The sequence below is a fragment of the Amniculibacterium aquaticum genome (assembly GCF_003852705.1).
Lineage (GTDB): Bacteria > Bacteroidota > Bacteroidia > Flavobacteriales > Weeksellaceae > Amniculibacterium > Amniculibacterium aquaticum.
Genome location: NZ_REFA01000005.1, coordinates 76,503 through 103,459, shown reverse-complemented (window position 1 = coordinate 103,459; position 26,957 = coordinate 76,503). Strand labels below are relative to the sequence as shown.

General features: G+C 36.9%; 29 protein-coding genes. 13 read left to right on the top strand and 16 right to left on the bottom strand.

Annotated elements, in window-relative coordinates; all coding sequences use genetic code 11:
* Positions 1-165 precede the first annotated feature (165 nt).
* Complete coding sequence (gene dnaN, locus EIY84_RS03660) at positions 166-1,293, bottom strand: DNA polymerase III subunit beta (protein WP_124640558.1); 1,128 nt, start codon at positions 1,291-1,293, stop codon at positions 166-168.
* A 162-nt stretch (positions 1,294-1,455) separates the two neighbouring features.
* Here dnaN and EIY84_RS03655 point away from each other — a divergent pair, with 162 nt between their 5' ends.
* A complete protein-coding gene (locus EIY84_RS03655; RefSeq protein ID WP_124640557.1) occupies positions 1,456-1,827 on the top strand; it encodes a diacylglycerol kinase family protein in 372 nt (123 codons plus the stop codon).
* A 172-nt stretch (positions 1,828-1,999) separates the two neighbouring features.
* On the opposite strand, the gene EIY84_RS03650 is transcribed toward EIY84_RS03655, so the two are convergent.
* Positions 2,000-4,216: an NADP-dependent isocitrate dehydrogenase gene (locus tag EIY84_RS03650; RefSeq protein WP_124640556.1), complete on the bottom strand. Its 2,217-nt coding sequence runs from the start codon at positions 4,214-4,216 to the stop codon at positions 2,000-2,002.
* A gap of 278 nt (positions 4,217-4,494) precedes the next feature.
* On the opposite strand from EIY84_RS03650, the gene tpx reads away from it, so the two are divergent.
* Positions 4,495-4,992: a thiol peroxidase gene (gene tpx / locus EIY84_RS03645; protein WP_124640555.1), complete on the top strand. Its 498-nt coding sequence runs from the start codon at positions 4,495-4,497 to the stop codon at positions 4,990-4,992.
* 58 nt (positions 4,993-5,050) lie between these two features.
* Here tpx and prmC read toward each other — a convergent pair whose 3' ends face one another.
* The 6 genes from prmC to EIY84_RS03615 all read right to left on the bottom strand — a co-directional run bounded on the left by prmC (position 5,051) and on the right by EIY84_RS03615 (position 9,450).
* A complete protein-coding gene (gene prmC / locus EIY84_RS03640) occupies positions 5,051-5,893 on the bottom strand; it encodes a peptide chain release factor N(5)-glutamine methyltransferase (protein ID WP_124640554.1) in 843 nt (280 codons plus the stop codon).
* Positions 5,893-6,651 (bottom strand): peroxide stress protein YaaA, encoded by a 759-nt coding sequence (yaaA, locus tag EIY84_RS03635; RefSeq protein WP_124640553.1) that lies wholly within the window; start codon positions 6,649-6,651, stop codon positions 5,893-5,895. The genes prmC and yaaA overlap by 1 nt, the downstream gene beginning before the upstream one ends.
* Positions 6,652-6,669: 18 nt before the next feature.
* A complete protein-coding gene (locus EIY84_RS03630; RefSeq protein WP_124640552.1) occupies positions 6,670-7,281 on the bottom strand; it encodes an L-threonylcarbamoyladenylate synthase in 612 nt (203 codons plus the stop codon).
* 77 nt (positions 7,282-7,358) lie between these two features.
* A complete protein-coding gene (locus EIY84_RS03625) occupies positions 7,359-8,003 on the bottom strand; it encodes a response regulator transcription factor (protein WP_124640551.1) in 645 nt (214 codons plus the stop codon).
* Complete coding sequence (locus tag EIY84_RS03620) at positions 8,000-8,779, bottom strand: sensor histidine kinase (protein WP_124640550.1); 780 nt, start codon at positions 8,777-8,779, stop codon at positions 8,000-8,002. The genes EIY84_RS03625 and EIY84_RS03620 overlap by 4 nt, the downstream gene beginning before the upstream one ends.
* Before the next feature lie 23 nt (positions 8,780-8,802).
* Entirely contained in the window at positions 8,803-9,450 is a 648-nt protein-coding gene (locus tag EIY84_RS03615) for a hypothetical protein (protein WP_124640549.1), read from the bottom strand.
* Positions 9,451-9,557: 107 nt separating this feature from the next.
* Between EIY84_RS03615 and EIY84_RS03610 the strand changes: the two genes are divergently transcribed.
* The 3 genes from EIY84_RS03610 (at position 9,558) to EIY84_RS03600 (ending at position 12,884) form a co-directional block, all read left to right on the top strand.
* Positions 9,558-10,214 carry a YggS family pyridoxal phosphate-dependent enzyme gene (locus EIY84_RS03610; protein WP_124640548.1) on the top strand — a complete coding sequence of 219 codons (657 nt, stop codon included), beginning with the start codon at positions 9,558-9,560 and terminating at the stop codon, positions 10,212-10,214.
* Between the two features lie 44 nt (positions 10,215-10,258).
* Positions 10,259-11,443, top strand: coding sequence for a sigma-54-dependent transcriptional regulator (locus EIY84_RS03605; protein ID WP_124640547.1), 1,185 nt, complete (start codon positions 10,259-10,261; stop codon positions 11,441-11,443).
* Between the two features lie 100 nt (positions 11,444-11,543).
* On the top strand, positions 11,544-12,884 hold the full coding sequence (locus EIY84_RS03600; protein ID WP_124640546.1) for an MATE family efflux transporter: 1,341 nt from the start codon (positions 11,544-11,546) through the stop codon (positions 12,882-12,884).
* Positions 12,885-13,128: 244 nt separating this feature from the next.
* On the opposite strand, the gene pruA is transcribed toward EIY84_RS03600, so the two are convergent.
* Positions 13,129-14,754, bottom strand: a complete 1,626-nt coding sequence (gene pruA, locus EIY84_RS03595; protein ID WP_124640545.1) for an L-glutamate gamma-semialdehyde dehydrogenase — start codon at positions 14,752-14,754, stop codon at positions 13,129-13,131.
* 175 nt (positions 14,755-14,929) lie between these two features.
* Here pruA and EIY84_RS03590 point away from each other — a divergent pair, with 175 nt between their 5' ends.
* Positions 14,930-15,283: an arsenate reductase family protein gene (locus EIY84_RS03590; RefSeq protein WP_124640544.1), complete on the top strand. Its 354-nt coding sequence runs from the start codon at positions 14,930-14,932 to the stop codon at positions 15,281-15,283.
* A gap of 63 nt (positions 15,284-15,346) precedes the next feature.
* Here EIY84_RS03590 and gcvT read toward each other — a convergent pair whose 3' ends face one another.
* From gcvT to EIY84_RS03575, 3 genes are all read right to left on the bottom strand, one after another.
* A complete protein-coding gene (gene gcvT / locus EIY84_RS03585) occupies positions 15,347-16,429 on the bottom strand; it encodes a glycine cleavage system aminomethyltransferase GcvT (protein WP_124640543.1) in 1,083 nt (360 codons plus the stop codon).
* 192 nt (positions 16,430-16,621) lie between these two features.
* Complete coding sequence (idi, locus tag EIY84_RS03580) at positions 16,622-17,137, bottom strand: isopentenyl-diphosphate Delta-isomerase (RefSeq protein WP_124640542.1); 516 nt, start codon at positions 17,135-17,137, stop codon at positions 16,622-16,624.
* A gap of 94 nt (positions 17,138-17,231) precedes the next feature.
* A complete protein-coding gene (locus EIY84_RS03575; RefSeq protein WP_124640541.1) occupies positions 17,232-17,429 on the bottom strand; it encodes a hypothetical protein in 198 nt (65 codons plus the stop codon).
* Positions 17,430-17,964: 535 nt separating this feature from the next.
* Here EIY84_RS03575 and EIY84_RS03570 point away from each other — a divergent pair.
* Positions 17,965-18,987, top strand: coding sequence for a 3-oxoacyl-ACP synthase III family protein (locus tag EIY84_RS03570; RefSeq protein WP_124640540.1), 1,023 nt, complete (start codon positions 17,965-17,967; stop codon positions 18,985-18,987).
* 30 nt (positions 18,988-19,017) lie between these two features.
* On the opposite strand, the gene EIY84_RS03565 is transcribed toward EIY84_RS03570, so the two are convergent.
* Positions 19,018-20,202 (bottom strand): sensor histidine kinase, encoded by a 1,185-nt coding sequence (locus EIY84_RS03565; RefSeq protein ID WP_241154723.1) that lies wholly within the window; start codon positions 20,200-20,202, stop codon positions 19,018-19,020.
* A gap of 103 nt (positions 20,203-20,305) precedes the next feature.
* Positions 20,306-21,376, bottom strand: coding sequence for a 3-oxoacyl-ACP synthase III family protein (locus tag EIY84_RS03560; protein WP_124640539.1), 1,071 nt, complete (start codon positions 21,374-21,376; stop codon positions 20,306-20,308).
* Between the two features lie 94 nt (positions 21,377-21,470).
* Between EIY84_RS03560 and EIY84_RS03555 the strand changes: the two genes are divergently transcribed.
* The 6 genes from EIY84_RS03555 (at position 21,471) to rny (ending at position 26,115) form a co-directional block, all read left to right on the top strand.
* Positions 21,471-22,040 carry a hypothetical protein gene (locus EIY84_RS03555; protein WP_124640538.1) on the top strand — a complete coding sequence of 190 codons (570 nt, stop codon included), beginning with the start codon at positions 21,471-21,473 and terminating at the stop codon, positions 22,038-22,040.
* On the top strand, positions 22,037-22,768 hold the full coding sequence (ubiE, locus tag EIY84_RS03550; RefSeq protein ID WP_124640537.1) for a bifunctional demethylmenaquinone methyltransferase/2-methoxy-6-polyprenyl-1,4-benzoquinol methylase UbiE: 732 nt from the start codon (positions 22,037-22,039) through the stop codon (positions 22,766-22,768). The genes EIY84_RS03555 and ubiE overlap by 4 nt, the downstream gene beginning before the upstream one ends.
* A 3-nt stretch (positions 22,769-22,771) precedes the next feature.
* The gene (gene porT / locus EIY84_RS03545) at positions 22,772-23,557 is read left to right on the top strand and encodes a type IX secretion/gliding motility protein PorT/SprT (RefSeq protein WP_124640536.1); all 786 of its coding nucleotides are present in this window, start codon (positions 22,772-22,774) and stop codon (positions 23,555-23,557) included.
* A 143-nt stretch (positions 23,558-23,700) separates the two neighbouring features.
* Positions 23,701-24,003, top strand: coding sequence for a hypothetical protein (locus tag EIY84_RS03540; protein ID WP_124640535.1), 303 nt, complete (start codon positions 23,701-23,703; stop codon positions 24,001-24,003).
* Entirely contained in the window at positions 24,003-24,290 is a 288-nt protein-coding gene (locus tag EIY84_RS03535) for a cell division protein ZapA (protein ID WP_124640534.1), read from the top strand. Before EIY84_RS03540 ends, EIY84_RS03535 begins: the two co-directional genes overlap by 1 nt.
* A gap of 256 nt (positions 24,291-24,546) precedes the next feature.
* Positions 24,547-26,115: a ribonuclease Y gene (gene rny / locus EIY84_RS03530; RefSeq protein WP_124640533.1), complete on the top strand. Its 1,569-nt coding sequence runs from the start codon at positions 24,547-24,549 to the stop codon at positions 26,113-26,115.
* Between the two features lie 54 nt (positions 26,116-26,169).
* Here rny and EIY84_RS03525 read toward each other — a convergent pair whose 3' ends face one another.
* Together EIY84_RS03525 and EIY84_RS03520 are read right to left on the bottom strand one after the other, a co-directional pair.
* On the bottom strand, positions 26,170-26,370 hold the full coding sequence (locus EIY84_RS03525) for a helix-turn-helix transcriptional regulator (RefSeq protein ID WP_124640532.1): 201 nt from the start codon (positions 26,368-26,370) through the stop codon (positions 26,170-26,172).
* Positions 26,354-26,842, bottom strand: a complete 489-nt coding sequence (locus EIY84_RS03520) for a hypothetical protein (RefSeq protein ID WP_124640531.1) — start codon at positions 26,840-26,842, stop codon at positions 26,354-26,356. The genes EIY84_RS03525 and EIY84_RS03520 overlap by 17 nt, the downstream gene beginning before the upstream one ends.
* Between the last annotated feature and the right edge of the window lie 115 nt (positions 26,843-26,957).

Genomic DNA, 26,957 nt, shown 5'->3' with positions numbered 1-26,957 from the left:
AATTAATCTTCTTGTAAGTCTAAACTTTTAAGAGTGCAAATATCGTGATTTTAGTTAAGAAATCACGGTTTTTATCTGTATAAAATCGGAGTTTTAGGTGTTTTACTCATAAAAAAAGAGACTCGATGTTGGGTCGAATCTCTTTAGAATTATCTTGTGGATGGTTTACATTCCGATTACCGGCATGGACAGCATCAATAGATTTTCATTTTCTTCCAAACCATCAATAGGTTCTAGGATTCCTGGACGATTGGGTTGTGACATTTTCAGCATAACATCATCCGAATTTAAAACCGAAAGCATTTCGGATAAAAATTTAGAGCTAAAGCCAATGTTGATGTCTTCTCCGTTATAGGTACAAGGGATTTGCATATCCGCTTTGTTTGCAAATTCGGTATCTTCGGCATGCAAATGCAATAAATTGCCAGAAAGTCTGAATCGAATTTGATTGGTCGATTTGTTGGACATGATGGAGGCCCTCTTGATGGAGTTAAGCAGCAACGATCTGTTTACCGTTAATACATTTGGATTTTCTTTAGGAATAACTGCGGAGTAGTTCGGGTATTTTCCGTCGATCAATCGACAGATCCAGATGTGGTTTCCAAATACAAATTTGGACATGTTGTCGCTAAATTCTATCGTAACATCCTCAGTTGCGTTCGCAAGGATGTTTTTGAAAATCGAAAGTGGTTTTTTAGGCATGATGAACTCCATAGGTTCTGCAACCAGGTCGGTTCTTTTGTACACCACCAAACGATGCGAGTCGGTTGCTACAAAATTGGTTTCGTTTTCGTTAAATTGGAAAAGAACACCCGTCATTACCGGACGCAAAGAATCATTGGAGGTCGCGAATAGAGTATTGGCCAAAGCTTCTGACAATACAGATGATGGAATGACAACCGACTGTGCCGCGTCAAATTCAGGAAGCTCAGGATAATCTTCAGCACGATCCAAGGCTACAAAGAAATTGTCTTTTTCGTCCAAAATCTCTAAAACTTGACCGTTACCTTCTTCATTGTTTTTAACAGAGAAAGTAAGAGGTTGTTCGCCATAAGTTTTGATGAAATCTTGGAAAATTTTTGCAGGAACAGCAATGGATCCTTTTTCATCGGACTTTACTTCAATAGAGGTAATCAAGGTTGTTTCTCCATCAGAAGCGGTGATTTGTAAATTATTTTCTTCTAAAACGAAAAGATAATTCTCTAAGATCGGACGGCTTTGTGAAACAGAAATAACGCCACTTACGGTTTGCAATGCTTTTTGCAATTCTCCACTCGAAACAATGAATTTCATTTGCTATAATTATTATTTCTACAAATATAAGGAATTGAACTTAATCTTGTTGCAGTTTCATTTGTTTTTTATAGCTGATTTATAATCTTTTTATCCACAATCATCAATTAAAATTTTTGTCAAATTTCGAAATGAAGATATCTTTGTTCAAATTATTTTAGCATGAAATCAAAACCTCCTTTTAATAAAAGTATCCTTTTTGCTTGGAAAGGATTGGTGAATGTGGTAAAAAATGAGAGGAATTTTAGGATAGAACTGTTCGCGCTATTCATCAATATTGTATTGATTTTTTTGTTAAAACTGAACCGAACTGATGCATGTCTGATTTTAATCTGCAGTTTTATGGTTCTTGCTGCTGAAATGCTGAATACTGCGGTTGAAAAACTTTGTGATTTCCTACATCCAACTTTCCATCCCAAAATAGGGTTGATAAAAGATATTTCAGCTGGTGCCGTGTTTTTGTTGGCTATACTTTCTGTGGTGGTCGGTGTATTGGTGTATTTACCGTATGTGGAAATTTTGTTTCTTTTTTAATATCTCGGACTTGCGCCCCGACTTGAGTGGAGCTCTTTTTGTGGAGCTTTGGCGGAACAAAAAAGCGGGAACGGAAGGCGGTTAAAGGCGCCCAAAATAAAAATTCAGTCAAAAAAAATCAGGGCTTCACATTGTGTGAAACCCTGATTGCGTGTTGTATCTTTATTAAGGATTAAATCCCATCCACAATAGCATTCAAAGTAGCTGAAGGACGCATAGCTGCAAAAGTTTTTGCCTCAACAGGTTTGTAATATCCACCAATGTCTTGTGCTTTTCCTTGGGAAGCGATCAATTCTTCGTTGATTTTTGTTTCGTTCGCCTTCATGGCTTCTGCAATTGGAGCGAATTTAGCCGCCAAATCAGCATCTTTGGTTTGGTTGGCCAAAGCTTCTGCCCAATACATTGCCAAATAGAAGTGAGAACCTCTGTTGTCGATGGTTCCTAATTTTCTACCAGGAGATTTGTCGGTATCCAAGAATTTGTCGTTTGCCTCATCCAAAGCATCGGCCAAAACTTGGGCTTTTGCGTTGCCTTGAGTCTGAGAAACATGCTCCAGAGAAGCTTGTAACGCCAAGAATTCTCCTAGAGAATCCCAACGCAAATAGCCTTCCTCAATAAATTGTTCGATGTGTTTCGGTGCAGAACCTCCCGCTCCGGTTTCGAACAATCCACCGCCGTTCATCAATGGAACGATGGATAACATTTTTGCAGAAGTCCCCAATTCCAAAATTGGGAAAAGGTCGGTGTTGTAATCTCTAAGAACATTTCCGGTTACCGAAATGGTATCCAATCCTTGACGGATTCTTTCGATGGAAAATTTACAAGCATCGGTTGGGTTCATAATTCTGATGTCCAAACCTGTCGTGTCAAATTCAGGTAAATAAAGATTTACTTTTTTGATGATTTCTCTGTCGTGGGCACGGTTTTCGTCCAACCAGAAAACAGCAGGAGTTGCAGAAAGTCTGGCTCTTGTTACCGCCAATTTTACCCAATCTTTGATAGGAGCGTCTTTGGTTTGGCACATTCTGAAGATGTCGCCTTCCTCAACGGCTTGTTCCATAAAGATATTTCCTTCGGCATTCACCACACGGATGGTACCTTCAGCAGAAGCTTGGAAAGTTTTGTCGTGAGAACCGTATTCTTCGGCTTTTTGAGCCATCAAACCAACATTCGGTACAGATCCCATGGTGGTTGGGTCGTAAGCTCCATTCTTTTTACAATCTTCGATTACTGCGGTGTAAATTCCGGCATAACATCTGTCCGGGATGATGGCGAAAGTATCTTGTTGTTTACCTTCTTTGTTCCACATTTGTCCGGAAGTACGGATCATGGCAGGCATAGATGCATCTACAATCACATCGGACGGAACATGTAGGTTGGTAATTCCTTTGTCAGAATTTACCATGGCAATAGCCGGACCGTCTGCAATGGCAGCATCGATAGCCGCTTTTACTTCAGCTTCTTGAGTATGTCCAGCGATTTTTGCGTACAATTCTCCCAAACCGTTGTTCGGATTTACAGATAATTCTTTGAATAGATCAGCATATTTTGCGAAAACATCTTCAAAATAAACAGAAACGATTGCTCCGAAAATGATAGGGTCAGAAACCTTCATCATCGTTGCTTTCAGGTGAGCAGAGAACAATACGCCGGCTTCTTTGGCTTCTTGTTTTGTCTTTTTGGTGAATGCTTTCAAAGCAGCCAAATTCATTACAGAAGAGTCGATGATTTCTCCGACTTTTAGTGGAGCCAATCCTTTCAATTCCGTTACAGCACCGTCTTTTGCTACAAATTCAATTTTGAATTGAGAAGCATCAGCAACCGTTACCGATTTTTCTGTTCCGTAGAAGTCACCGCTTTCCATGTGAGCCACTTTGGTTTTAGAATCTGCAGACCAAGCACCCATAGAATGTGGGTGTTTTTTAGCATAATTTTTCACCGCTTTTGGAGCTCTTCTGTCGGAATTTCCTTCTCTCAAAACAGGATTTACGGCAGAACCTAAGACTTTAGCATATTTTGCTTTAATTTCTTTTTCGGCATCATTTTGAGGATCTGCAGGATAGTTGGGTACAGCATAACCTTTGGTTTGTAATTCTGCAATGGTTTCTGCCAATTGCGGAATAGAAGCAGAAATATTCGGTAATTTGATGATGTTTGCTTCTGGAGTGGTTGCCAAAGCACCAAGCTCTGCAAGAGCATCTTCAATTTTTTGATCGTCTTTTAAGAATTCCGGGAAGTTAGCTAAAACTCTTCCCGAAAGGGAGATGTCAGAAAGTTCGATTTCGATATCGGCCGTTTTGGTAAAGGCCTCAACGATAGGTAAGAAAGAGTGGGTTGCCAACATGGGCGCTTCATCGGTAAGCGTGTAATGAATTTTTGATTTTGACATTTCTATTGTTTAATTTTTATTCAAATTTTAAGAAGCACAAATTTAATGAAATTTTCATTTTAAAGTGAAGTTTTAAATTGAGTTTTAACAAAATGTATTTAAACATGTTGAAAAAATCAAAAATCAAGTTGGAGAGCTGTTTTTAATTGGTTGGAGTCTTTTTCCGACTTTTTTGTCTTATTGAATTTCACTATTTTCTTTATTTTAAAATCAAATCAATGGTTGGTAATTTCACACTTATTATTTCGTAATTTAGACCCAATAAAAATAAAAAGAACATGTCAAAAATTACATTACACGGAAACGAGATCAATACAGTAGGTGTATTGCCTTCAGCAGGAAGTTTGTTGAAAGATTTTAAACTGATTAATAGCGAGTTGGGAGAGAAGCAATTGTCGGATTTTGCCGGGAAGAAAAAAGTTTTTAATATTTTCCCAAGCATTGATACAGGAGTTTGTGCTGCATCTACACGAAAGTTTAACGAAGAAGCAGCATCTTTAGAGAATACGGTCGTAATCAATGTTTCAAGAGATTTACCATTTGCTCTTGGTCGCTTTTGTGCAGCTGAAGGCATTAATAATGTAGAAACGCTTTCGGATTTTAGAGGTTCTTTTGGTGAAGATAATGGACTGACCATAGCCGATTCGCCGTTGCAAGGTTTGTTGAGCCGAGCGGTAATTGTAGCCGATGAAAATGGAAAAGTAATCTATACGGAGCAGGTGCCAGAGATTGCGCAAGAACCCAATTATACCGCAGCGATTGATGCGTTGAAGTAATTTTTTTGGTTTTGAAGAAAAGTGAAATGTCCATCGAAAAATTTGATGGACATTTTTTTTATTTCTGGACAAAAATCATTCTGTCGTTACCGGAGATGTCTTTGATGAGTTCTTTGGTGTCGAAGTTTTTAAAAATATCTAAAGTTTCGGGACCTAAAATTTGGTTGATTTCAAGGAAAATCATGCCTTCAGGGTTTAATTTTTCAAGGGCATCTTGTGCAATTTTTTTATAAAAAATTAAAGGGTCAGAGGTGGGAGAGAAGAGTGCCATGTTGGGTTCAAAATTTTTAACCTCATCATCAATCTGATGATACTCGTCTTTTCCTATGTACGGTGGATTAGAAATGATGATGTCCCAACGGTCTTGCAAGTCTGCTTTTAGATAATTTTGATGGATAAAACTGATATCAACTTTATGAAAATTAGAATTTTTTTTAGCCATTTCTAAAGCTTTTTCAGAAAAATCCAATGCGGTAATCTGAGCATTCTGAAAATGTTTTTTAAGAACAATAGGGATAATCCCTGACCCTGTACCGATGTCTAAAATACGAATGTTTTTTTTGTTCCAATTTTTTATTTTAGAAATGGCCAACTCCAAAAGTTCTTCGGTTTCTGGTCTTGGGATCAGGACATGTTCATCCACATAAAATTTTAAACCAAAAAATTCTGTGCAACCCAAAATTTGTTGAAAAGGTTTTCCTGTTTTTAATTCGGCGATGGCCTTTTCGAAAAAAGATGTGTTTTCTGAATTAATTTTAAGATCGGATTGAGATCGTATTTGGAATCTTTCCAAAGACAAACATTCTTGAACGAAAATAACGAAAAGCTCGATACACTCTTCTCTGGTGTACTTGTTTTGCAATTCGGATTCGAATTTTTCTTGAAGCTGTTTTAAGTTCATTATCGTACAAATACCAATTTGTTGTTGGAAGATTTTTCTTCGTCAATTTTGTACCCTTCAAGGTTGAAGGCTTTCACATCGTTCAGCGATTTGGCCTCTGTTTCAGCACAAAAACGAGCGACCAAACCTCGGGCATGTTTGGTGTACACAACTACGGTTTTTGGTTTGCCACTTTTAAGTTCGTAAAAATCAAAATCTACCCACTGGGCGTTTATGTTTTTTTTATCCACAACTTTAGAGTATTCATTGCTGGCGAGATTGAGCAGAAGATCGTTTTTCTTAAATTCAGAATTAAGTTGTGCCGTAACTTTTTCTTTCCAAAACGCGTATAGATTTTTGTATTGGTCAAATTCGAATTTTCTGCCCATCTCCAAACGGTAAAGCATCACTTTGTCTGAAGGTTTTAGAAGTCCGTATAGGCCGGAAAGAATTCTGTGATTTTTTTGTAGATAGTGCAGGGAATTATCGTTCAACGATTTGGCATTCAAGCCTCTATATACTTCTCCGGTAAATGCAAAAATGGCAGGACAAGATTCGTTTTTTTTAGGATTGTTGTTCCAAATTTGGTTTCTGTGCCAGTTTTCGTCGGCCAATTTAGGTGATATTTCCATCAGTTCCGAAAGAAATTGTGGTGTTTTTTCTTTCAGATGGCTTTGGATTTCGGATGCTTCTTCAATAAATCTGGGCACCGAAGGTTTTAACACGGTTGAGGTATAGTCCAACTGCATGAGTTTTGCAGGGGAAGTAATAATTTTCATTAAAAAAATAAAGTGGTTTTATAATATTCCTTTTCCTTCGCGGATGACTTCCGGTGAGCCGGAGCAAAGATCAACAATGGTTGAGGCATGGTTATCTCCATATCCCGAGTCAATGACAATATCTACCAAATGATCGTATTTTTCTGCAATCAATTCGGGGTCAGTAGCATATTCGATTATTTCGTCTTCATCTTTTATGGAGGTGGAAGCTATGGGATGTCCTAATTTTTCTACAATCAGTTGGGGTACGGTATGATCCGGAACACGGATCCCTACGGTTTTGTTTCCTTTGTAGGCCAAAGGCAAAGATTTGTTGGCTTCTAAAATAAATGTGAAGGGACCGGGAAGATGGCTTTTTAAAAATCTAAAAACCGTGGTATCTATGGGTCTTGTAAATTGAGAAAGATGGCTAAGGTCATTACAAATTATAGAAAAATGTGCTTTTTCCAATTTTGTTTTTTTAATTTTTGCCAGCTTCTCCATTGCTCGAATGTCGAAAATGTTACATCCCAATGCATAGACGGTGTCGGATGGATAGATGATGATCCCTCCGTTTTTAAGACAATCAACGACCTCTTTGATCAGGTTTTCCTGAGGATTGTCCGGATATATTTTTAGAAGTTTTGCCATGGGATAAATGTATAAAAAAAATCAAAATTATCCTATATTTTTTGTGGTGGTAATCGAGGAATGATCTGCTTTTAGCATCAACTCAACCTATTTTTTAACGCAAAAAGAACGATTCCTACGCGGCTTTTCACATCCAATTTGGAGAATACGGAGTCTCTGTATCCGTCTATGGTTTTGGGACTCAGGCACATTTTTTCGGCAATTTCTTTATAAGTCATCTCGCTACAAGCCAATTTTATGAATTCTTTTTCTGTATTTTTTAAACTGGAAATAAGTTCGTTAGCGATTTTTTCTTCCGTTTTTATTTTCAAAAGATTTTGGGTAAGGTCATCGGTATAGAAAACGCCTTTTTGGTGTACGGTTTCTAGGGCATCAAAAAGTATTTGTGGATGGATGTCTTTTAGGAGATAGCCTTTGGCACCGGCTTTCAGCATTTTTATGATGCTGTCCTCATTGTCTTCCATGGTAAGGGCGATCACTTTGATGTTTGGATGGTTTTCTGTAAGGTATTGCGTTGTTTCGATGCCGTCTTTGTAAGGCATTCTAACATCCATCAAAACAATTTCCGGATGGACTTTGGCAGCGTTCAGTTTTTCAATAAAATCATCACCGTGGTTACCTATGATGCTGACTTTATACAAAGGATTGGACGATATCATGTTTTCAAGTGCGGTAGAAAAGATCTTGTGATCATCAACTAAAGCGATATTGATGGGGTTCATAGTTTTTGTTTTATATAAGTGATGTGTGTTGCGGTTCCTTTGTTTTTTTCTGAGACCAAATTGAAATATCCGTTAATCATTTTTACTCTACTTTTCATGTTTTTTATTCCACTTCCGTGATAGCTTTTTTCCGATTCCATGCCTTTACCATTGTCCATAATCATGATTTTTAAATGTCCGGTTTGGTCAATCACTCTAACGGTCATATTTTTGGCTTTGGAGTGTTTTAGGATATTGGTAATGCATTCTTGGATGATTCTGAACAGGATCAGAGCGTGTTTGGAATGGATGTCGATGTCATGGTTGTTGCAATCAAAATTTACTTCAATTAGGTTAAGTCTCTTTATTCTTTTTATCTCTCTTTCCAACGAGTCGATAAGGCCAAAATGCTCTACCTGTTCCATAATGTAACTTTTGGATAGGTTACGGATATCTTGTATGGTTTCTGCCAAAATTTGGTTTACATCTTCTATTTTCTCGTTACAATTGTTAGAATCTTCATGCATAATTTGGTTTACCAACATCTTAGCAACCGATAGTTTTTGCCCCAAATTGTCGTGCAACTCTCTCCCGATATAGCTTAGGGTTTGCTCCCTGATTTCTATTTGTGAGAACGCCAATACTTCTTGAAAATCCAAATCCTTTTCTTTTTCTTTTAAAACAAATTGTGATTTTTGCTTTAAAAAATACGAATAAATGAAAAACATCATGGATATTACCAATAAGATAATAATGGTTGAGTAGAGGATTAACAAATCGGACTCGTTGAATTTCATATATCAAATATATTAATTATTTCTTAATTTTTGGTTGAAAAAGTTCCTAAAATAACAATCCCTTTTGCGATAAAATTAATGAAAAACATGATGGTAAAGAATAGAGTCATGTTGATGCCGAACTGGGGTTTGGTGCTAAAAAAGAGTATCGGTAGCAATCCACAATATTCTATAATTAGCCCCAAGCATATCCAAAATGGGAAGTAATTTTTAATATTTAGAATGATTTTGGTGTTGAAGGTTTGATATAAAAATATGGATATGGATGCCAGTAAGATTAATATTTCCAAAAAATAAAAATTAATGGGGAAAATGAAGTAAAAAAACTTATCAAAGATAGAAAACCCAAGATATAAAATGATGAATGCTGTAATAAGATAAAATTGTAACCGTTTCAGTGGTGCTCGTGTGGTTTTTTTGTAAAAATAGATAAGCAATAACAAAAAGGTTAGAAATAAATAACCCATATTGAAAATGATTTGGTTGGACAAAATGACATCGTTGTAAACTAAAATCTTCTCCAATAAAGCAGTGGATAGAGAGAGGGCTACAGATGCGATATAATAATAGATGTATTTTCCCAAATTTTTTCTATAAATGATGAGAAATGTTAAACACAAAAAGCCAAGGAGATCTATGAATATTTTGATCATTTCTTGTTTGAAATCCATAATGATTGTTTTTTTTAATAGTGATCAATTATTTTAATTCACAATAATAGTCTATTTTTGAGCATTAATACATTAAATATTACCCCAGAAAAACAGATTTTTCAGCCATGTTAATCGAAAATTACAATACTATTGTTAGACAATTGCCTGTAGAAGTACAGTTGGTAGCGGTGTCCAAAACACATCCCATCGATAAAATTAAACAAATTTATGATGCCGGACAAAGGGTTTTTGGAGAAAATAAAGTCCAAGAACTTGTAGAGAAACAACCGCTCTTGCCCGGCGATATCCAATGGCACCTCATCGGTCATTTGCAAACCAATAAAGTAAAATACATTGCCCAATTTGTAGATACCATACAAAGTGTAGATTCCGAAAAACTCTTGGATGAAATTAATAAACAAGCCGAAAAGCACAATCGAAAAATAAAAGTACTTCTGCAAGTAAAAATAGCCGAAGAAGACTCCAAATTTGGATTGGAAGTTTCTGAAACCAAAGAATTGTTTTTAAAATACCTTCAAGGACAGTTTCCAAATATCGAAATTACCGGATTGATGGGCATGGCAACCTTTACAGACGATGCCACACAAATAAAAAACGAATTTTTATTTTTAAAAAGATTGTTTGACCAATTGTCAATGCAAAAACCATTAGAAACCCTCTCCATGGGGATGAGCGACGATTTTCCTTTGGCTATTGAGTGCGGTGCCAATTCTGTACGAGTAGGTTCGGCCATTTTTGGAAATAGAAATTACAATATTTAAAGTTCAATATCTTATTATCCCAATAAATCCATAAATTTGCACCTATGCAAAAAATATTAATTGTAGAAGACGACAAACCGATCAGTACGGCATTGTTAAATGTTCTTTCTGAGGAACTTACCGATTACGAATTCGATTTGGCAGAAGACGGCGCTGAAGGGCTGAAAAAAATTCAAACCGAAGATTATGCCTTGGTGATTTCAGACATCAAAATGCCCAAATTATCCGGTGACGAAATGTTGAAGAATGCCATGCAAATAAAGCCTGAATCTACATTTTTAATGATTTCAGGACATGCGGATATCGATTTGGCCGTTTCGTGTTTAAAGGAAGGTGCTTTCGATTATATTTCCAAACCCATAGATCTCAACCGTTTGTTTCAAAGTGTTAAAATTGCTTTGGATAGAGGGGATTTGCAAAAAAACAATCAGCAACTTCAAAAAGAAAATTCGACTTTAAAGAAAAAAGTCAATAAAAAATACCAAATGATTGGCGACAGTTCTGCTTTGAAAAAAATTCAAGACATGATTGATAAAGTTGCCTCTTCCGATGCTCGAGTTCTGATCACAGGTCCCAATGGAGCAGGAAAAGAATTGGTGGCCCACGCCATTCACAACCAATCCGAAAGGTGTAAAGGCCCAATGGTTGAGGTGAATTGTGCTGCAATTCCTTCGGAACTTATTGAGTCCGAATTGTTTGGGCATGTTAAAGGTTCTTTTACAGGAGCCATTAAAGATAAGCAAGGAAAATTTGAGTTGGCCAATAAAGGAACTATTTTCTTGGACGAAATAGGAGACATGAGCCTTGTTGCCCAAGCAAAAGTACTTAGGGCTTTGCAAGAATCCAAGGTTTCTCCGGTTGGAAGTGACAAGGAAGTTAGAGTAGATGTCCGTGTTATTGCGGCAACCAATAAGGACATGAAAAAGGAAATCGCCGAAGGAAAATTCCGTGAAGATCTTTATCACCGTTTGTCGGTGATAGAAATCCATGTGCCTTCTTTGGACGATAGAAAAGAAGATATTCCGCTGTTGGTCGAACATTTTGCAAAAACCATTGCCGAGGAACAAAAATCATCCGTAAAAGAATTTGATCAACATGCAATAGAAACTCTGAAAGGATACTCGTGGACAGGAAACATCAGAGAGCTGAGAAATGTGGTGGAACGACTGATTATTTTAGGGAATAACCCGGTTACTGCAGACGATGTTGAAAGTTTTGTTCGAAAATAACAATAACAGTTAATCATTTATTTAATATACTTTTAACACAAATAATCAATCAATTGCGGTATTTTTGCCGCAATTTTTTTTTCAAATATATCTTTAATTTATGTTTTTAAATGCAAAATATACAAGAGATTGCCTAAAGTTAGCTTTTCCGGTAATGCTAACGCAAGTCGGGCAGGTCTCGGTTAATCTTTTTGATAACATCATTGTTGGGAAACTTTTAGGTGCCGATGCTTTGGCGTCGGTATCCTTAGGAAATGCTATCTTTTTCTCTGTTTTTGTTTTTGCTTTGGGCTTTTCTTTTGCAATTCCGCCCTTGGTATCTGAAGCCAAATCCAAGGGAGATCATGAGAAGATCAACTCGGTTTTTAGACATGGTTTTGTTATCAACTTAGGAATTGGTATTCTCCTTATGGGGATTTTGTTTGCAGCAATGCCGCTTTTGTACCACATGGATCAACCTGCAAAGATTATTCCGGATACCGTGAGCTTTTTATCCATCATGATTGTAAGTATTGTTCCTTTCATGGTTTTCCAGACCTATCGTGAGGTTTCCGAAGGTTTGTCCTTTACCATTGGAGTGACCAAGGCGACCATTTTGGCCAACATCATCAATGTTATTCTAAACTATGTTTTCATTAAAGGAATGTTTGGGTTTAGTCCAATGGGTGTGCAAGGTTCGGCATTAGCTACTTTAATTGCAAGAATTTTTATGATGATTTTCTTGTATTTTGTGATGATGAGGGAAGAGAAAACCAAAAGATACATTAAAGAATTTTCTTTGAAAATAACAATATTCTCCAAGAATATGTTCAACAGAATGTTGAAATTGGGTTTCCCAACGGCAATGCAAATGTTGTTTGAGGTGACCGCTTTTGCAGCTGCAGCATTTATTTGTGGACTTATTTCAGCAACAGATATTGCGGCGCATCAGATTGCATTAAGCATGGCGAGTTTTACTTTCAACCTCTGTATTGGCTTTTCTGTGGCTTCTACCGTGATGATTGGTGGAAAATTGGGGGAGAAAAAATTCTTGGAAATAAAAGAGATCGGCATCAATAACTTGAAGTTGTCCTTTCTGTTTATGCTTTGCAGTGGTGTTTTCTTTATCATAGCCAGAGATGTTTTGCCTACTTTCTTTACTAAAAAGGAAGATGTTGAGGTAATCGCTTTGGCATCTAAACTCCTCATTATTGCAGCTCTTTTCCAATTGTCGGATGGGGTACAAGTTACCGCTTTGGGGACAATGAGAGGCTTGCAAGATGTGAAGATCCCCTCCATTATTACTTTTGTAGCTTATTGGGTAATCACCATTCCTTTGGGATATTATCTTTGTGTACAGAGAGAGATGGGAGCTTGGGGAATGTGGATCGCTCTTGGCATTGGTTTGACCATCTCTGCGGTGCTTTTGGTGAGAAGATTCTTGAATAAAAAATTTGCTTAGAGCCTTTTTAATTCATTGTGATTATGAAATTCATTTCAATTCCTCAATCTTTGAAATAGTGGAAAACGAGTACGAAGTTTACTAGCCCGGATTGTAGCGGCATCCTTTTGTGGAGCTTCAGCGAAACAAAAGATACAGCGAAAAGCCGGAAATAGCTCCTTAACAATAAAATAAACCAGTTGTCAAAATAAAAAGGCTGTATCCCATGACGGGTACAGCCTTCATTATTTTGGTTGAATTTGGATTAACCCAAATACGGATACTTGTAGTTTCTTGGAGAAACGAAAGTTTCTTTAATCGATCTTACAGAAACCCATCTCATCAAGTTCATTTTAGAACCGGCTTTGTCATTGGTTCCTGAAGCTCTGGATCCACCGAAAGGTTGCTGTCCAACAACTGCACCTGTAGGTTTGTCGTTGATGTAGAAGTTACCCGCTGCATTTTCTAATGCATGGTAAGCTTCTTCAATAGCGTAACGATCTTTTGCGAAAATAGAACCTGTTAAAGAGTATGGAGAGGTTTCGTCAACCAATTTCAAAGTTTCTTCCCATTTAGCATCTTCATAGACATAGATGGTCAGGATAGGACCGAAAATTTCCTCGCACATGGAAGAATATTTAGGGTTGCTGGTTAAGATCACCGTTGGATCTACAAACCAGCCTTTGCTATCGTCGCATTTACCTCCAAAAATAACTTCGGCATCCGATGCATTGTTGGCATTCTCGATATAGGATTTACATTTATTGAAAGAAGTTTGGTGGATCACCGCATTCACAAAGTTAGACGGATCTTCTGGAGAACCTACTTTTATTGTAGAAAGTTGGCTTCCCATTTCAGCTTTCACCCCTTCCCAAAGAGATTGTGGGATGTAAGCTCTGGATGCTGCAGAGCATTTTTGACCTTGATATTCAAAAGCACCTCTTACCAAAGCAGTTGCTACTTCGATAGCATTTGCAGAAGGGTGTACCATAACGAAGTCTTTACCTCCCGTTTCACCTACAATTCTTGGGTACGATTTGTAAGTATGGATGTTTTCGCCAATCATTTTCCACATGCTTTGGAAAACGCCTGTTGATCCTGTGAAATGAAGTCCGGCAAATTCAGGATGAGAAAGTACTCTTTTCGTGCTGTCTGCACCTCCGGCAAATACCAAGTTGATAACCCCATCCGGTAAGCCGGCTTCCATGAAGATTTCCATCAGTACATGAGCCGAATAAATCTGAGCGTGAGACGGTTTCCAAACGACAACATTCCCCATAAGAGCCATACAAGTTGGTAAGTTACCAGCAATGGCCGTAAAGTTGAACGGTGTAACTGCAAAACAGAAACCTTCTAACGGTCTGTATTCTGATCTGTTCCAGATGCCCTCGCTGGATACCGGCTGTTCTGCATACATTTCGGTCATGAACTCGACATTAAATCTCAAAAAATCGATCAATTCGCAAGCCGCATCAATCTCTGTTTGATGCACATTCTTACTTTGACCAATCATGGTAGCAGCGTTCAATCGATCTCTGTACGGACCTGCAATTAATTCGGCAGCTCTTAAGAAGATGGCAGCTCTTTGTTCCCAACCTAGGGCATTCCATTTTTTCTTAGCAGCCAAAGCGGCTTCAATCGCCATATCCACATGGCTCATATCTCCATAATGGTAAAATCCTAACTCGTGCTGATGATCTTGAGGAGACTCTAGTTTTTTGTGGGTATCGGTTTTTATGGCTTTACCTCCAATGATCATGGGAACTTCTAATTTTTCGTTCCACATTTTTTTGTAGGTTGCCAATAGGGATTCTACCTCTGCAGATCCAGGTTCATAGCTTCTTACAGGTTCGTTCACAGCGTATGGAACTTGCGAAATTGCTTTTGACATATTTGTTTTGTTTAAGTAAAATTAAATATTTCCATAAAGACTATGGAATTTATTCGCACTGAATAATTCTTACAAATTTAAGGCAAATCAATGAATTTAACAAAAGGCTTTTGATATGATTTTTCTTCATTTTTCAACTGAAAATTAACTTACTTTTGCAGTCAATTTTATAAGTATGAAAAAAGTATTTTACCTAAAATCTTGTGGGACTAACAAGAAAATTATGGCGGCTTTGGACCTTACGGATTGGGAGCTGAGGGAGATAAAATCTAAGCCGATGACGAAACCTGAACTGGAATCTCTGTATCAACTTGCAAAATCCTATGAAGCGCTTTTCTCTAAAAAATCGACCCAAATAAAAGTGAGAGGTATTGATGTGAAGTCTTTGTCGGAGGAGGATTTCAAGGCCTTAATCTTAGATCACTACAGCTTTCTGAAGAGACCGGTTTTTGTCAGCGATCAAGAAATATTTATAGGAAATGAAAAAGATAATTTGGAAAATCTTAATCGTTATTTCCAAACCCTCTAAAATAGAAAAAAGCGGACAAAATTTTGTCCGCTTCTGTTTTGTATTCAATCCTTAGAATATTTTTTATACAAATGGCAATTTCACCACTTTCGCAGGGATGTTTTTATTGCGAATTTGGATGTAGATTTCAGATCCCAATTTGTTGTGCGGATTATCGGCATACGCCAATCCAACTCCAACCTTTCTCATCGGGCTCATTGTACCGGAAGTTACCTTTCCAATGACATTACCTTCAGCGTCAACTACTGGATAGTCGTGTCTTGGGATGGCTTTTTCTAACATTTCGAAACCGATCAGTTTTCTGCTAACTCCTTCGGCTTTTTGTTTTTCAATGATTTCTTTTGCTACAAAATCTTTGTCCAATTTTGTAATCCAACCCAAACCTCCTTCTAGTGGAGAGGTGGTATCGTCGATGTCGTTTCCGTACAAGCAGAATCCTTTTTCTAATCTCAAAGTATCTCTAGCAGCCAAACCACAAGGGATTAGTCCGAACTCTTCACCTGCTGCAGTCAGTTCATTCCACAGTTTTTCTGCATCTTCATTTTTAAAATAAATTTCGAAACCACCGCTACCTGTATATCCGGTATTGGAGATGATCACCTCTTTTACACCAGCAATTTCTCCGGTAGTGAAGTGGTAATAAGGGATTTCCGAAAGATTGGTGTCGGTAAGTTTTTGTAAAGTTTCAGTAGCTTTTGGACCTTGTATAGCGATTAGGGACATTTCGTCTGATGCATTGGTCATTTTAGCTCCAAATTTTTCGTTGTATTTAGAAATGTGCGCCCAATCTTTATCGATATTAGAAGCATTTACCACAACAAAATATTTTTCGTCTGCCATTTTGTAAACGATAAGATCATCTACAATGCCTCCATTTTCGTTAGGGAGACAAGAGTATTGCGCTTTTCCATCTACAAGGGTATCTACATTATTACTTACAACAAATTGCAAAAGATTTTTTGCGGCAGGACCTTCTACAAAAAATTGTCCCATATGCGAAACATCAAAAATACCTACTTTTTCTCTTACAGCGAAATGCTCTTCCGTAACTCCGGAGTATTGTACCGGCATATCAAAACCCGCAAAAGGTACCATTTTAGCACCTAGTGCAACATGTTTGTCATAAAGTGCAGTCTTTTTTACCATAATTTATTATAATTTATTTTGTCTTTAATTTTCTTTTATTTGGAGCTTCATACGAGAGATGCTTTCAACCATCGATCCCGCTTTTCATTCCAATCTTTGTTTTTGCCCTGGCTTTTGCCCAATCAAAAACAAAGGATTTCCATTGCAATCGGGGCTAGGACATCGGGTAGAGATGCTTTGCAAAGCCTTGTTTTAGTTCTGAATTTCGTTTAGATATTCTTTTAAAATTATTTTGAACCAAGCGGTAAATTCCTCGGGTTTGTTCTCAATTTCTTTTAGAAGATTTTCCACACTTATGTAGCGCACCTCTTCAACTTCTTCGGGGTTCAGTTGGAAATCCGATTGGTACTTGCCAAAAAAAACATAATCCAACTCGTGTTCCCAAAGTCCTTGTCCAACATCAGCTTTGTAGATAAAATGGAATTTTTCTTCCAATTCGGTGTCTATGCCCAATTCTTCTTTCAGTCTTCTGTTGGCAGCTTCCAAATAAGTTTCTCCTTCTCTTGGGTGAGAGCAAACGGCATTGGTCCAACAACTTGGTGAGTGGTACTTTTTTGCTGCCCTTTTTTGTAGGAGCATTTCTCCTTGGTTGTTGAATAAAAAAACTGAAAAAGCTCTGTGCAAAACTCCCTTTTCATGGGCTTCCTGCTTGTTCATCAATCCCAAAACGGCATCGTTTTCCGTAACCAATACTACCTGTTCTTCCATATTGTTTTAAAAGTTACCAAAGGTAGCAATATTTGATTGTACAAAGCAACTGAAAAAAAGCATAAAAAAACCACTCGCAAGGAGTGGTAGTGTATTAGGCTGCTTTTTCTTTTTTATCTTTAGAAGAGCAGCACGATTTTTTCTCTTTGGAGTCGCAAGATTTTTTGTCTTTGTCTTTACAATTCTTCTTGTCTTTGCACTCTTTTTTGTCTTTGTCACAAGTTACTGAAGTGTTGGCAGCATAACCGAAAGTGAACATGGAAATGGCTGCGATTGCTAATAATTTTTTCATTGATTTAGGTATTTATTTGTTTTTTGTTAATTCAGCCAAATGTATAAATTATTTTTAAATATCAAATAAAAAAAATGAATTTATTTGATACCATATTCAGTTTTATAACTTTTTCAAAATTTACAACTCGATTTTTATTTGGATTTTAATAGCAAAATGTAGTTTTCGGCACCCTCTTAATGGGGTCTTGTCCTTCGTATGGAATGCTTATCGGGATTTATTGTATACATGACAAAAAATCAGAATAACTCAATTAAAACCACAACTTGTCCCAATTTTTCGGGATAGACACAGAGGGAACATTGTGTGTAACCATGCAGTCTTATAGCTATTTATACTTTGCTTCTTTGTGGTTTTGTAACGAGATAAGTTGTGGTTTGAGCGGCTGATTATTTATGTGTTAGGATTTGTATCAATACTTTGTATTTTCATAAATTTTCAGAAAGAAAGGTGTTCTTTTTTTATAAATCTGTTGTCATTCAATGCATAACAAAAATGTGTTTTTTGTATATTTGCTTTTAAAAACTTTAAATAGATGTTTAAAAGTATCATAAAAGGAACGGGACATTATGTCCCTGAAAATAGGGTGACCAACGACGATCTTTCTAATTTAATGAACACCAACGACGATTGGATCACCGAAAGAACAGGCATTAAGGAAAGGAGACACCGAAAAGAAAGAGTCCATTCAGAAGAAACCACCACAACTTATGCGCTGAAAGCATCACAAATGGCTTTGCGTTCGGCAGGACTTTCTGCTAAAGATTTAGATTTCATCGTATTTGCAACGCTTTCGCCGGATTATTTTTTTCCAGGTTGTGGCGTTTTGTTGCAAGAGCAATTGGGTTGCAATACCATTGGTGCTTTGGATGTGCGCAACCAATGTTCGGGTTTTGTATATGCCATGTCGGTTGCCAATGCGTTTATAAAATCCGGTGTCTATAAGAACATCTTGGTGGTTGGTGCTGAAATTCATTCTTTTGGTTTGGATTTTTCAGACGAAGGTAGAGGGGTTTCTGTTATTTTCGGAGATGGTGCAGGTGCTATGATTTTATCGGCTTCGGAGAGCGAAAATGATGGAGATGTGTTGGCGGTCAATATGCATTCTGAAGGGAAGTATGCTGAGGAATTGGCGGTTAAATTTCCAGGTACCAAATTGGGTTGGTCGGATGTGTTATGGTCTGAAAATCATGCAATAACGAAACAGGATGTTTATCCCTTTATGAACGGGAATTTTGTTTTCAAACATGCCGTTACCCGGTTTCCGGAAACCATGATGGAAGCCTTGGATAAAGCTGGGAAAACCATTTCCGATTTGGATTTGTTTATTCCGCATCAAGCGAATTTGAGAATAGCACAGTTTATACAGCAGAAATTTGGTTTGCCGGATGATAAGGTTTTCAATAACATTCAGAAATACGGAAATACCACGGCGGCTTCTATCCCAATTGCTTTCAGTGAAGCCGTAGAGCAAGGACGAGCCAAACGAGGCGATTTGATATTGCTTTCTGCTTTTGGTAGTGGATTTACCTGGGGTTCTGTATTGTTTCAATATTAATTGAAGTCATTTTCCTAAAAAAAAAGAGGTTTAAACCTCTTTTTTTTGTTTTGTTTTTAGAATAATTCTAAATGTGCTTCCTTTGCCAATTTCGGATTGTGCAACTTTGATGTCGCCATTGTGATAGTCATTAATCACTCTTTTGGCAAGACTAAGTCCCAAGCCCCAACCTCTTTTTTTTGTGGAATAACCCGGGTTAAAAACATTTCTTATTTGATTTTGAGCCATTCCACAACCGGTATCTTTGAAGTCGATAAAGATGGAATTGCTTTTTTCATAAAGTGAAATTTCCAAATCGCCACTTCCTTTCATGGCATCAACGGCGTTTTTTACTAGATTTTCGATCACCCAACTCATCAAGATTTTGTTGTGATTGACCCATAAAATTTCTTTCTTCATGTTCAATCTGAAGTTGACTTTAGAAGAGATTCTTCTTTTCAGATATTCAAAATTTTGTGTTAATGTATCGCTCAGGTTGGTATCGTTCAGTTCAGGGACAGATCCAATTTTCGAAAATCTTTCGGAGATGGTTTTCAGCCGATTGATGTCTTTTTCAATTTCATTGATCCCTTCGGATTGTGGGTTGTCGAGTTTCATAACTTCAATCCAACCAATCATGGAGGATAGAGGTGTGCCAATTTGGTGAGCGGTTTCCTTTGCCAAGCCTGCCCACAGGAAGCCTTCATCGGTTTTTTTTAGGGTTCTCATAAACCAAAAAGAAAATAAAAAATATCCTAAAATAATGAAACCCAAAATGTAGGGGGTGTATCTAAGGTTGTTCAGCAATGCAGAGTTGTCGTAGTACACAAACTGGTTGTTGCCGTCAGGAAATTCAATTTCAAAAGGCTTGTTGTTGCTTTCCATTTTGTGCATCAATTCTTTGAGTTTCACCGGATTGTTCCAGATATTTTCGGGAATGTTTCTGTGGTAACCTTCGTCGGGAATTGGGTTTTTATTTTTGTCCGCCACAATCACAGGGATGTTACTGTTGATGTTGAGGATTTCCGGCAACAGATCGAGGATGGCAGGATCCGGAGAGGTGAGCTCTTTCTGTATTTTAATGGATTTGGAAAGAAGGTTGATGCGCTTTATTTCTTCTTTTCTAAGGTAGTTTACCAAAAGAGTTGTGGCCAGGACAATACCGGCAACCACCAAGGTCATAAGTAAAAAAACAAACCAACGATTGATTTTTGTAAAGATTTTGGAATATTTCAAAATACTATAAATTTTTATTCAAAAATACCATATTTTCAAAAAATATTCTAACCTTTAGTTAGAAATCAATCGTTGGCTGATCTGTTGATGATAATCGTAAGAACTAGTTAGGGAATTTGTAGATGATGCAGTTGATGTTCATCCCGGCACCTACAGAAGTCATAACAATAACACCATTTTTGTCGAATTTATGATCGCCCAATTGGTTTTCACTAATCAAATGATACATCGTAGGGATGGTTGCTACAGATGAGTTACCAAATTCTTGAATGGTCATTGGAGAAATGCTGTGGTCGTACTCTCTAATTCCGTAAAGTCTGTGTAGCCTATCAATCATGGCATAATCCATTTTAGCATTGGCTTGGTGTATAAGTACTTTGTTGATGTCTGTGATGCTCAGTCCGGCTTCATCGATAGTATCTTTAATGGCTTGAGGTACATTTTTCAATGCGTATTCGTAGATTTTTCTACCTTGCATACGGATGAAAAGTGCATCTTTTGTGTTGTCTTTGTTCAGTGAGCATCCGTTGGTAAGATAGTTCAACTCGGCATCGTTATCGCAAATGGTACTGTGATTGATGATGCCTACATTTTCCTGATCCGTTTGGGAAACCACAACAGCACCTGCACCATCCGAGAAAATCATTTTGTTTCTATCGTAAGGATCGGTAACGCGGCTTAGTGTATCACCGCCCACCACTAAAATATTTTTTGCCTTACCTGCTTTTATTAAAGTATCGGCTAGGATCATGGCTTCTACCCATCCCGGGCATCCGAAAACCATGTCGTAAGTGATGCATTTTCTGTTTTTAATGCCGAGTTTGTTTTTTACTCTGGCCGCCATATTGGGCATAAAGTCTGCGTGACCTGCATGGGTTACTTCCCCAAAATTGGTACCGTACAAGATGTAATCAATCTCTTCAGGATTGATACCTGCATTTTCAATCGCCATTTTAGAGGCTTCGTACCCGATGTCCGAATTAAAAAGATGATCTTCTACATATCTTCTGTTTTCAATTTCAGTAATTTCTACAAATTTACCGATGATCTCTTCATTGGGTTTGTCAATTTTTTCACCGTCTTCTGTATAGAATTCTGTATCCATGAAATGAGATCTTCCGATAACTCTTGTCGGTATATAGCATCCCGAACCAATTATGATTGTACTAGGCATATAAAATATTGAATTGAGCTGACAAAGTTAATAATTAATAAATTAAGAAGTATTTAAAAATATTATTAAATTTGCAAAAATTCAGTATTTACCTATGAAAAACAATCCGGCACTAAAAGGCTTTATCATTGCATTATTGGCAGGGATACTGTCTTTTGGACTGTACTTTATGTTTTTGGCAAAAGAAAATTACTTTGTAGTCGATAATCCCACACCTTCCACCTACTATTTTAAAATAAATAATGGTGAAGAAAAAATAATAACTGCTGGACAAACCGTACCTGTAGATCTGGGTAAAGGTAAAAATGATATCCAAGTTTTTGATGCCCATAAAAAAATAATTTTCGACTCGACTTTTCAGGTTAAAAAAGAAAGAGGCTTGATCAATATCGCCCATCAGGATTATTATATCAATACCCAATACTATGGATATAACTTGAATAAGGATTCCCTGATAATGGCATTGGGGAATACCAAGATTGATGGTGAAGATTTTGTAGGCGCTCCAAAGAAATTTAATAAATTGTACACCGATGATTTTTATTATAATGTCGATGAAGATTATGATAAAGTCATTAAAAATATACAGAAAGTAGAAAGTCGATCCAAGATTTTCAGAAAACAAGATTTTTTGAATTATTATAAAGAATATTACAAGTTTTGACACCAGATATCAATAAAGTAACCCCGTATAATTCTGAAGCCAGCAAGAAAAGCCAGGTGGAGGATATGTTTGATAATATTGCACCAAAATACGATTTGCTCAATCATGTTTTATCGATGAAAATCGATGTGATGTGGAGGAGTACCTTGGTGAATTGGCTTAAAAAAGACCAGCCCAAAGAGGTATTAGATGTCGCTACAGGCACAGGAGATCTAGCAATTGCTGTACAAAAAGGGACCCGATCCAAAGTGGTCGGATTGGATTTGTCGCAACAAATGTTAAATGTTGGTGTTATTAAAATAAAAAAACTTAATTTAGACGGCGAAATTTCTATGCAAAAAGGCGATGCGGAGAATTTACCATTTTCTGACAATCGTTTTGATGCAGTCACCGTAGCCTTCGGTGTGCGAAATTTTGAAAACCTGCCCATAGGACTTGCAGAACTGAGAAGAGTAGTAAAGGAAGGGAAGAGTGTTTTTATTTTAGAATTTTCAAAAGTAGAAGGTTTTTTAGGGCCGTTTTACATGTTCTATTTCAAAAATATTTTACCCGCAATCGGAAAGCTTATTTCAAAAGACAATAGAGCATATACCTACCTTCCCGATTCTGTAAATGCATTTCCTTATGGCGAAAAAATGAAAGCAATCCTCTTAGAAACAGGATTTAAAAAAGTAGAATACAAAAAACTAAGTTTTGGCATAGCCACCATCTATAAAGCAACAAAATAAACTATGAATAAAATTTTATCCAAAGCATTAATTCTTGCCGCATTCGGGACTACCTTTTTGGCCCAAGCGCAATTGTTCTCCACCAATAATAGAATGGACAAGTTAGAAGGTTTTGATCTGCAGAAATTTTCATGGGGATTCTACCTCAATGGAAACATGTACGATTATAAAATCGTTCTTCACCCAAGATACGGAATGGATGTTAATCATAATCTGGTATCTTCTAAACCTAGTTACAGTTTTGGTGCCGGATTAATTGGGAAAATGAGAATTTCCGATGATGTGGATTTGAGACTAGAACCGGGCTTGCAATTTGCTGAAAGAGAATTGACTTTCCAAACGCAATCCAACGACCAATACCAATTTGGTACTTTAACCAATCCCGCATTTACACCAATCGGATTGAAAGAAGAAGATAAAAAAAGAATTGTAAAATCGACTTTGTTGGACATACCCGTATTGGTAGAATATCACGGATTAAGATGGTACAACTCCAGACCGTATGCTGCTGCAGGGGTTAACTATATTGTGAATTTGCAATCCAACTCCGGTAGTCCAGAAGACAATATGCAAGGCGTATATAGAAGCACGACACACAACTTTGCATGGTCTGCAGAAATGGGTATCCAATTCTATTTCAACCGCTTCAAGTTGACACCAGGGATTAGAGGTACTTTCTTCTTAAATAATGAAAAAGTTGCAGACAATCCGGGAACACCACCGTATTGGGCATCAGCCATTTCAACCATTCAGTCCAGAGCGATCATGTTCGTCTTGAAATTTGAATAAAATAACCCAAAACGATATTTGAGAAGTCCAGAAGGGCTTCTCTTTTTATTTGTTAAAAATTTAATAAAAAAACTCAATGACTTTTTTGTTTTCTTAGGTCATTTTTTCTATTTTTGTTTATTGTTAGAAAAAAAACACCTGAGATGCTCAAAGAATTGGATAATCACTTTTTAGCGCTCGAAAAAAAAATTTCGAACCTGCAAAAAGAATATCTAAAGTTGAAAGAATCTTTGGCAGAACTCCACCAAGAACACGAAGAGTTGAAGCTAAAGTATGATGATGAAAGATCGAGAAATCAGGTATTGGCAGAAGAACAGAAAAAAATAAAACTTCATGCAGCCATCTCCGGAAATCCGGAACACAACCGATTGATGAAAAACCACATCAACCGATTGATAAAAGAAGTAGATACCTGCATTGCCCAATTACAAAATAGCGGACTATAATGGATAATAGAAGAATAACCATCAATATTGCTGGACGAATATATCCGCTAAATGTTCCTTCGTCCGAAGAAGAAACTCTTAGGAAAGTAGGAAAACAAATTGAGAATATGATTAAAGAGTTTGAAGCCAATTTCGATATTCGAGACAAACAAGATGCACTCGCCATGTGTTGCCTAAAGTTTGGAACCAATGCCGAATTGATGTCACAAACCAATGAGAAAAATATAAAAGCTTCCATAGAACGACTGATGCAAATGGATCAGCAATTGGAAGATTTGGAGAAATAGCATCTCCGAAGAATTGCCTGCAATAATTCTAACACATTAAGGTAAACTCAACGCTATACTATTACCGGATGAATGTTTACACAATGGCGTGCCGATCTACTCGGATTACAGCGTGTGAAAATCAGTCCAAATCGTGTTGATTAGGAGTTTACTCTAAATCTCTGAATTGTTGCAGGTTTTTTTTGTAAACAATAATCGGGCGCATAAATGCCCAAAAGTATAGAAGAAATAGTTATAACAAAACAATAATTAATATATGATAACCGTAGTAATCGTCGGTATTGCTTGTCTCATTTTAGGAGCCGTTGTTGGAATGCTTTTTTCCAAAAGTTCCCTGAATACCAAAGCAAAATTTATTTTGGATGATGCCAAGAAAAATGCCGAAAATCTCATAGAGAAAGCAACTGTACAAGCAGAAGCCCTTAGAAAAGAAAAACACCTTCAAGCCAAAGAAAAATTTTTGGAACTGAAATCTCAACACGATTCAGACATTCAGGCCAGAGAGAGAAAAATGCAAGAAGTTGAAAAAAGAACCAAAGACAAAGAAAATAAGCTGAACGACGAGCTTAGTAAAACTTCTAAATTGGAAAAAGATCTGGATAGACAAATAGCCGATTATTCCAGAAAAAATGAAATCATCGATAAAAAACAACATGAATTGGACATTGCCAATGCTCAAAAAGTAGAAATGTTGGAGAAAATCGCTGGATACACCGCAGAGGAAGCTAAAAATGATTTGGTAGAAACCATGAAATCTGAAGCCAAAACAAGAGCTCAAGCTCATGTACAAAGCATCATGGAAGAAGCACAAATGAATGCGAAAAACGAAGCCAGAAAAATCATCATCCAAACCATACAAAGAATTGGAACAGAGCAAGCTGTAGAAAATTCAGTTTCTGTTTTCAACATCGAATCCGATGAGGTTAAAGGTAGAATTATCGGTAGAGAAGGTAGAAACATCCGTGCGCTAGAAGCTGCAACAGGTGTAGAAATTATCGTTGATGATACTCCTGAAGCCATTTTGCTATCTTGCTTTGATCCGGTGAGAAGAGAAATCGCAAGACTTTCACTTCACCGATTGGTAACAGACGGTCGAATTCATCCGGCGAGAATTGAAGAGGTTGTAGAAAAAACCAGAAAACAAATTGAAGAAGAAATAATTGAGGTTGGAAAAAGAACCATCATTGATCTCGGTATCCACGGTTTGCACCCAGAATTGGTGAAAATTGTTGGCCGAATGAAGTACCGTTCTTCTTACGGACAAAATTTGTTACAACACTCCAGAGAAGTAGCAAATATCGCAGCAACCATGGCGGCAGAACTTGGTTTGAATGTTAAGTTAGCTAAAAGAGCAGGTCTATTGCACGATATCGGTAAAGTTCCGGAGCAAGAATCCGAATTGCCACACGCACTTTTGGGAATGCAATGGGCAGAAAAATACGGAGAAAACCCAGAAGTAATCAATGCGATTGGTGCACACCATGACGAAATTGAAATGACCTCTTTACTTTCACCAATTATTCAAGTTGCCGATGGTATTTCAGGAGCTAGACCGGGTGCCAGAAGACAGGTCTTAGAATCGTACATCCAAAGGTTGAAAGATCTAGAAGCAACGGCCTTAGGATTTGATGGTGTTTCTAGTGCCTATGCCATCCAAGCAGGTAGAGAGCTGAGAGTAATGGTGGAAAGTGCTAAGGTGAATGACGAACAATCGGCACAATTGTCCTACGATATTTCAGAAAAAATTCAGAATGAATTGACTTATCCTGGACAAGTGAAAATTACCGTGATCCGTGAGACTCGTTCGGTAAACATCGCGAGATAAGATTTAAGAAAACTAAATAATAAAAGGCTATCCAATTTTGGGTAGCCTTTTTCATTAATCGACTTCTTCAAGAATGAATATTTCTTCCACCGGTTTACCAAAATATTTTGCAATTTTTAGAGCTAAAAGAGTAGAAGGAACATATTTGTTTTTCTCCATAGCATTGATGGTTTGCCTACTTACTGAAATTATTTTTGCCAATTCTTCTTGCGTAATATTTTTTGTAGCTCTCTGTATTTTAATCGTATTCTTCATTTTGAAAATTTCTTTGATTCATAAAAAGCAAATAATGAAATCGAGCGATGTATAAGATCATAACTGTAAACATATTGTAGATCAGTACATTCAGGAAATCAATTCCATAAATAAAAAGAAAGAGAAACAAAAGAACAGCATAATTCATAAAAAAAGCCCATTGGAAAGATGTCAATCGAAGATTGGTTATGAATTCATCTTCTACTTTTTCTTTTGAAAATACAACAAGAAATCCACCAACGATGAACATTGCTCCAAGTAGAGTATTGGTAATGTCTGTTTTAATGAAAATAAAATATTTTGTATCGCTTCCAAATAGAAAGCCTTCGCTTCCAACTATTGAAAACACCGTCGTATTCATGTGATATTCTTCGTTGAAAACGACATAAATACTCCACAGTAAAGTGCTAAGTGCTAAAAGTAACCAACCAAATATTTTGAATTTTTGAGGTAATAACAATTGTTTTTTCATAATATTTTGAATTTTTATTTTATCAAATGTAAAAAATATATTCCAAAATGTAAAATATATTTTACATTTATTTTATATTTTGTTTATTTCTTTGTATTGTTAAAATTCAATTTTT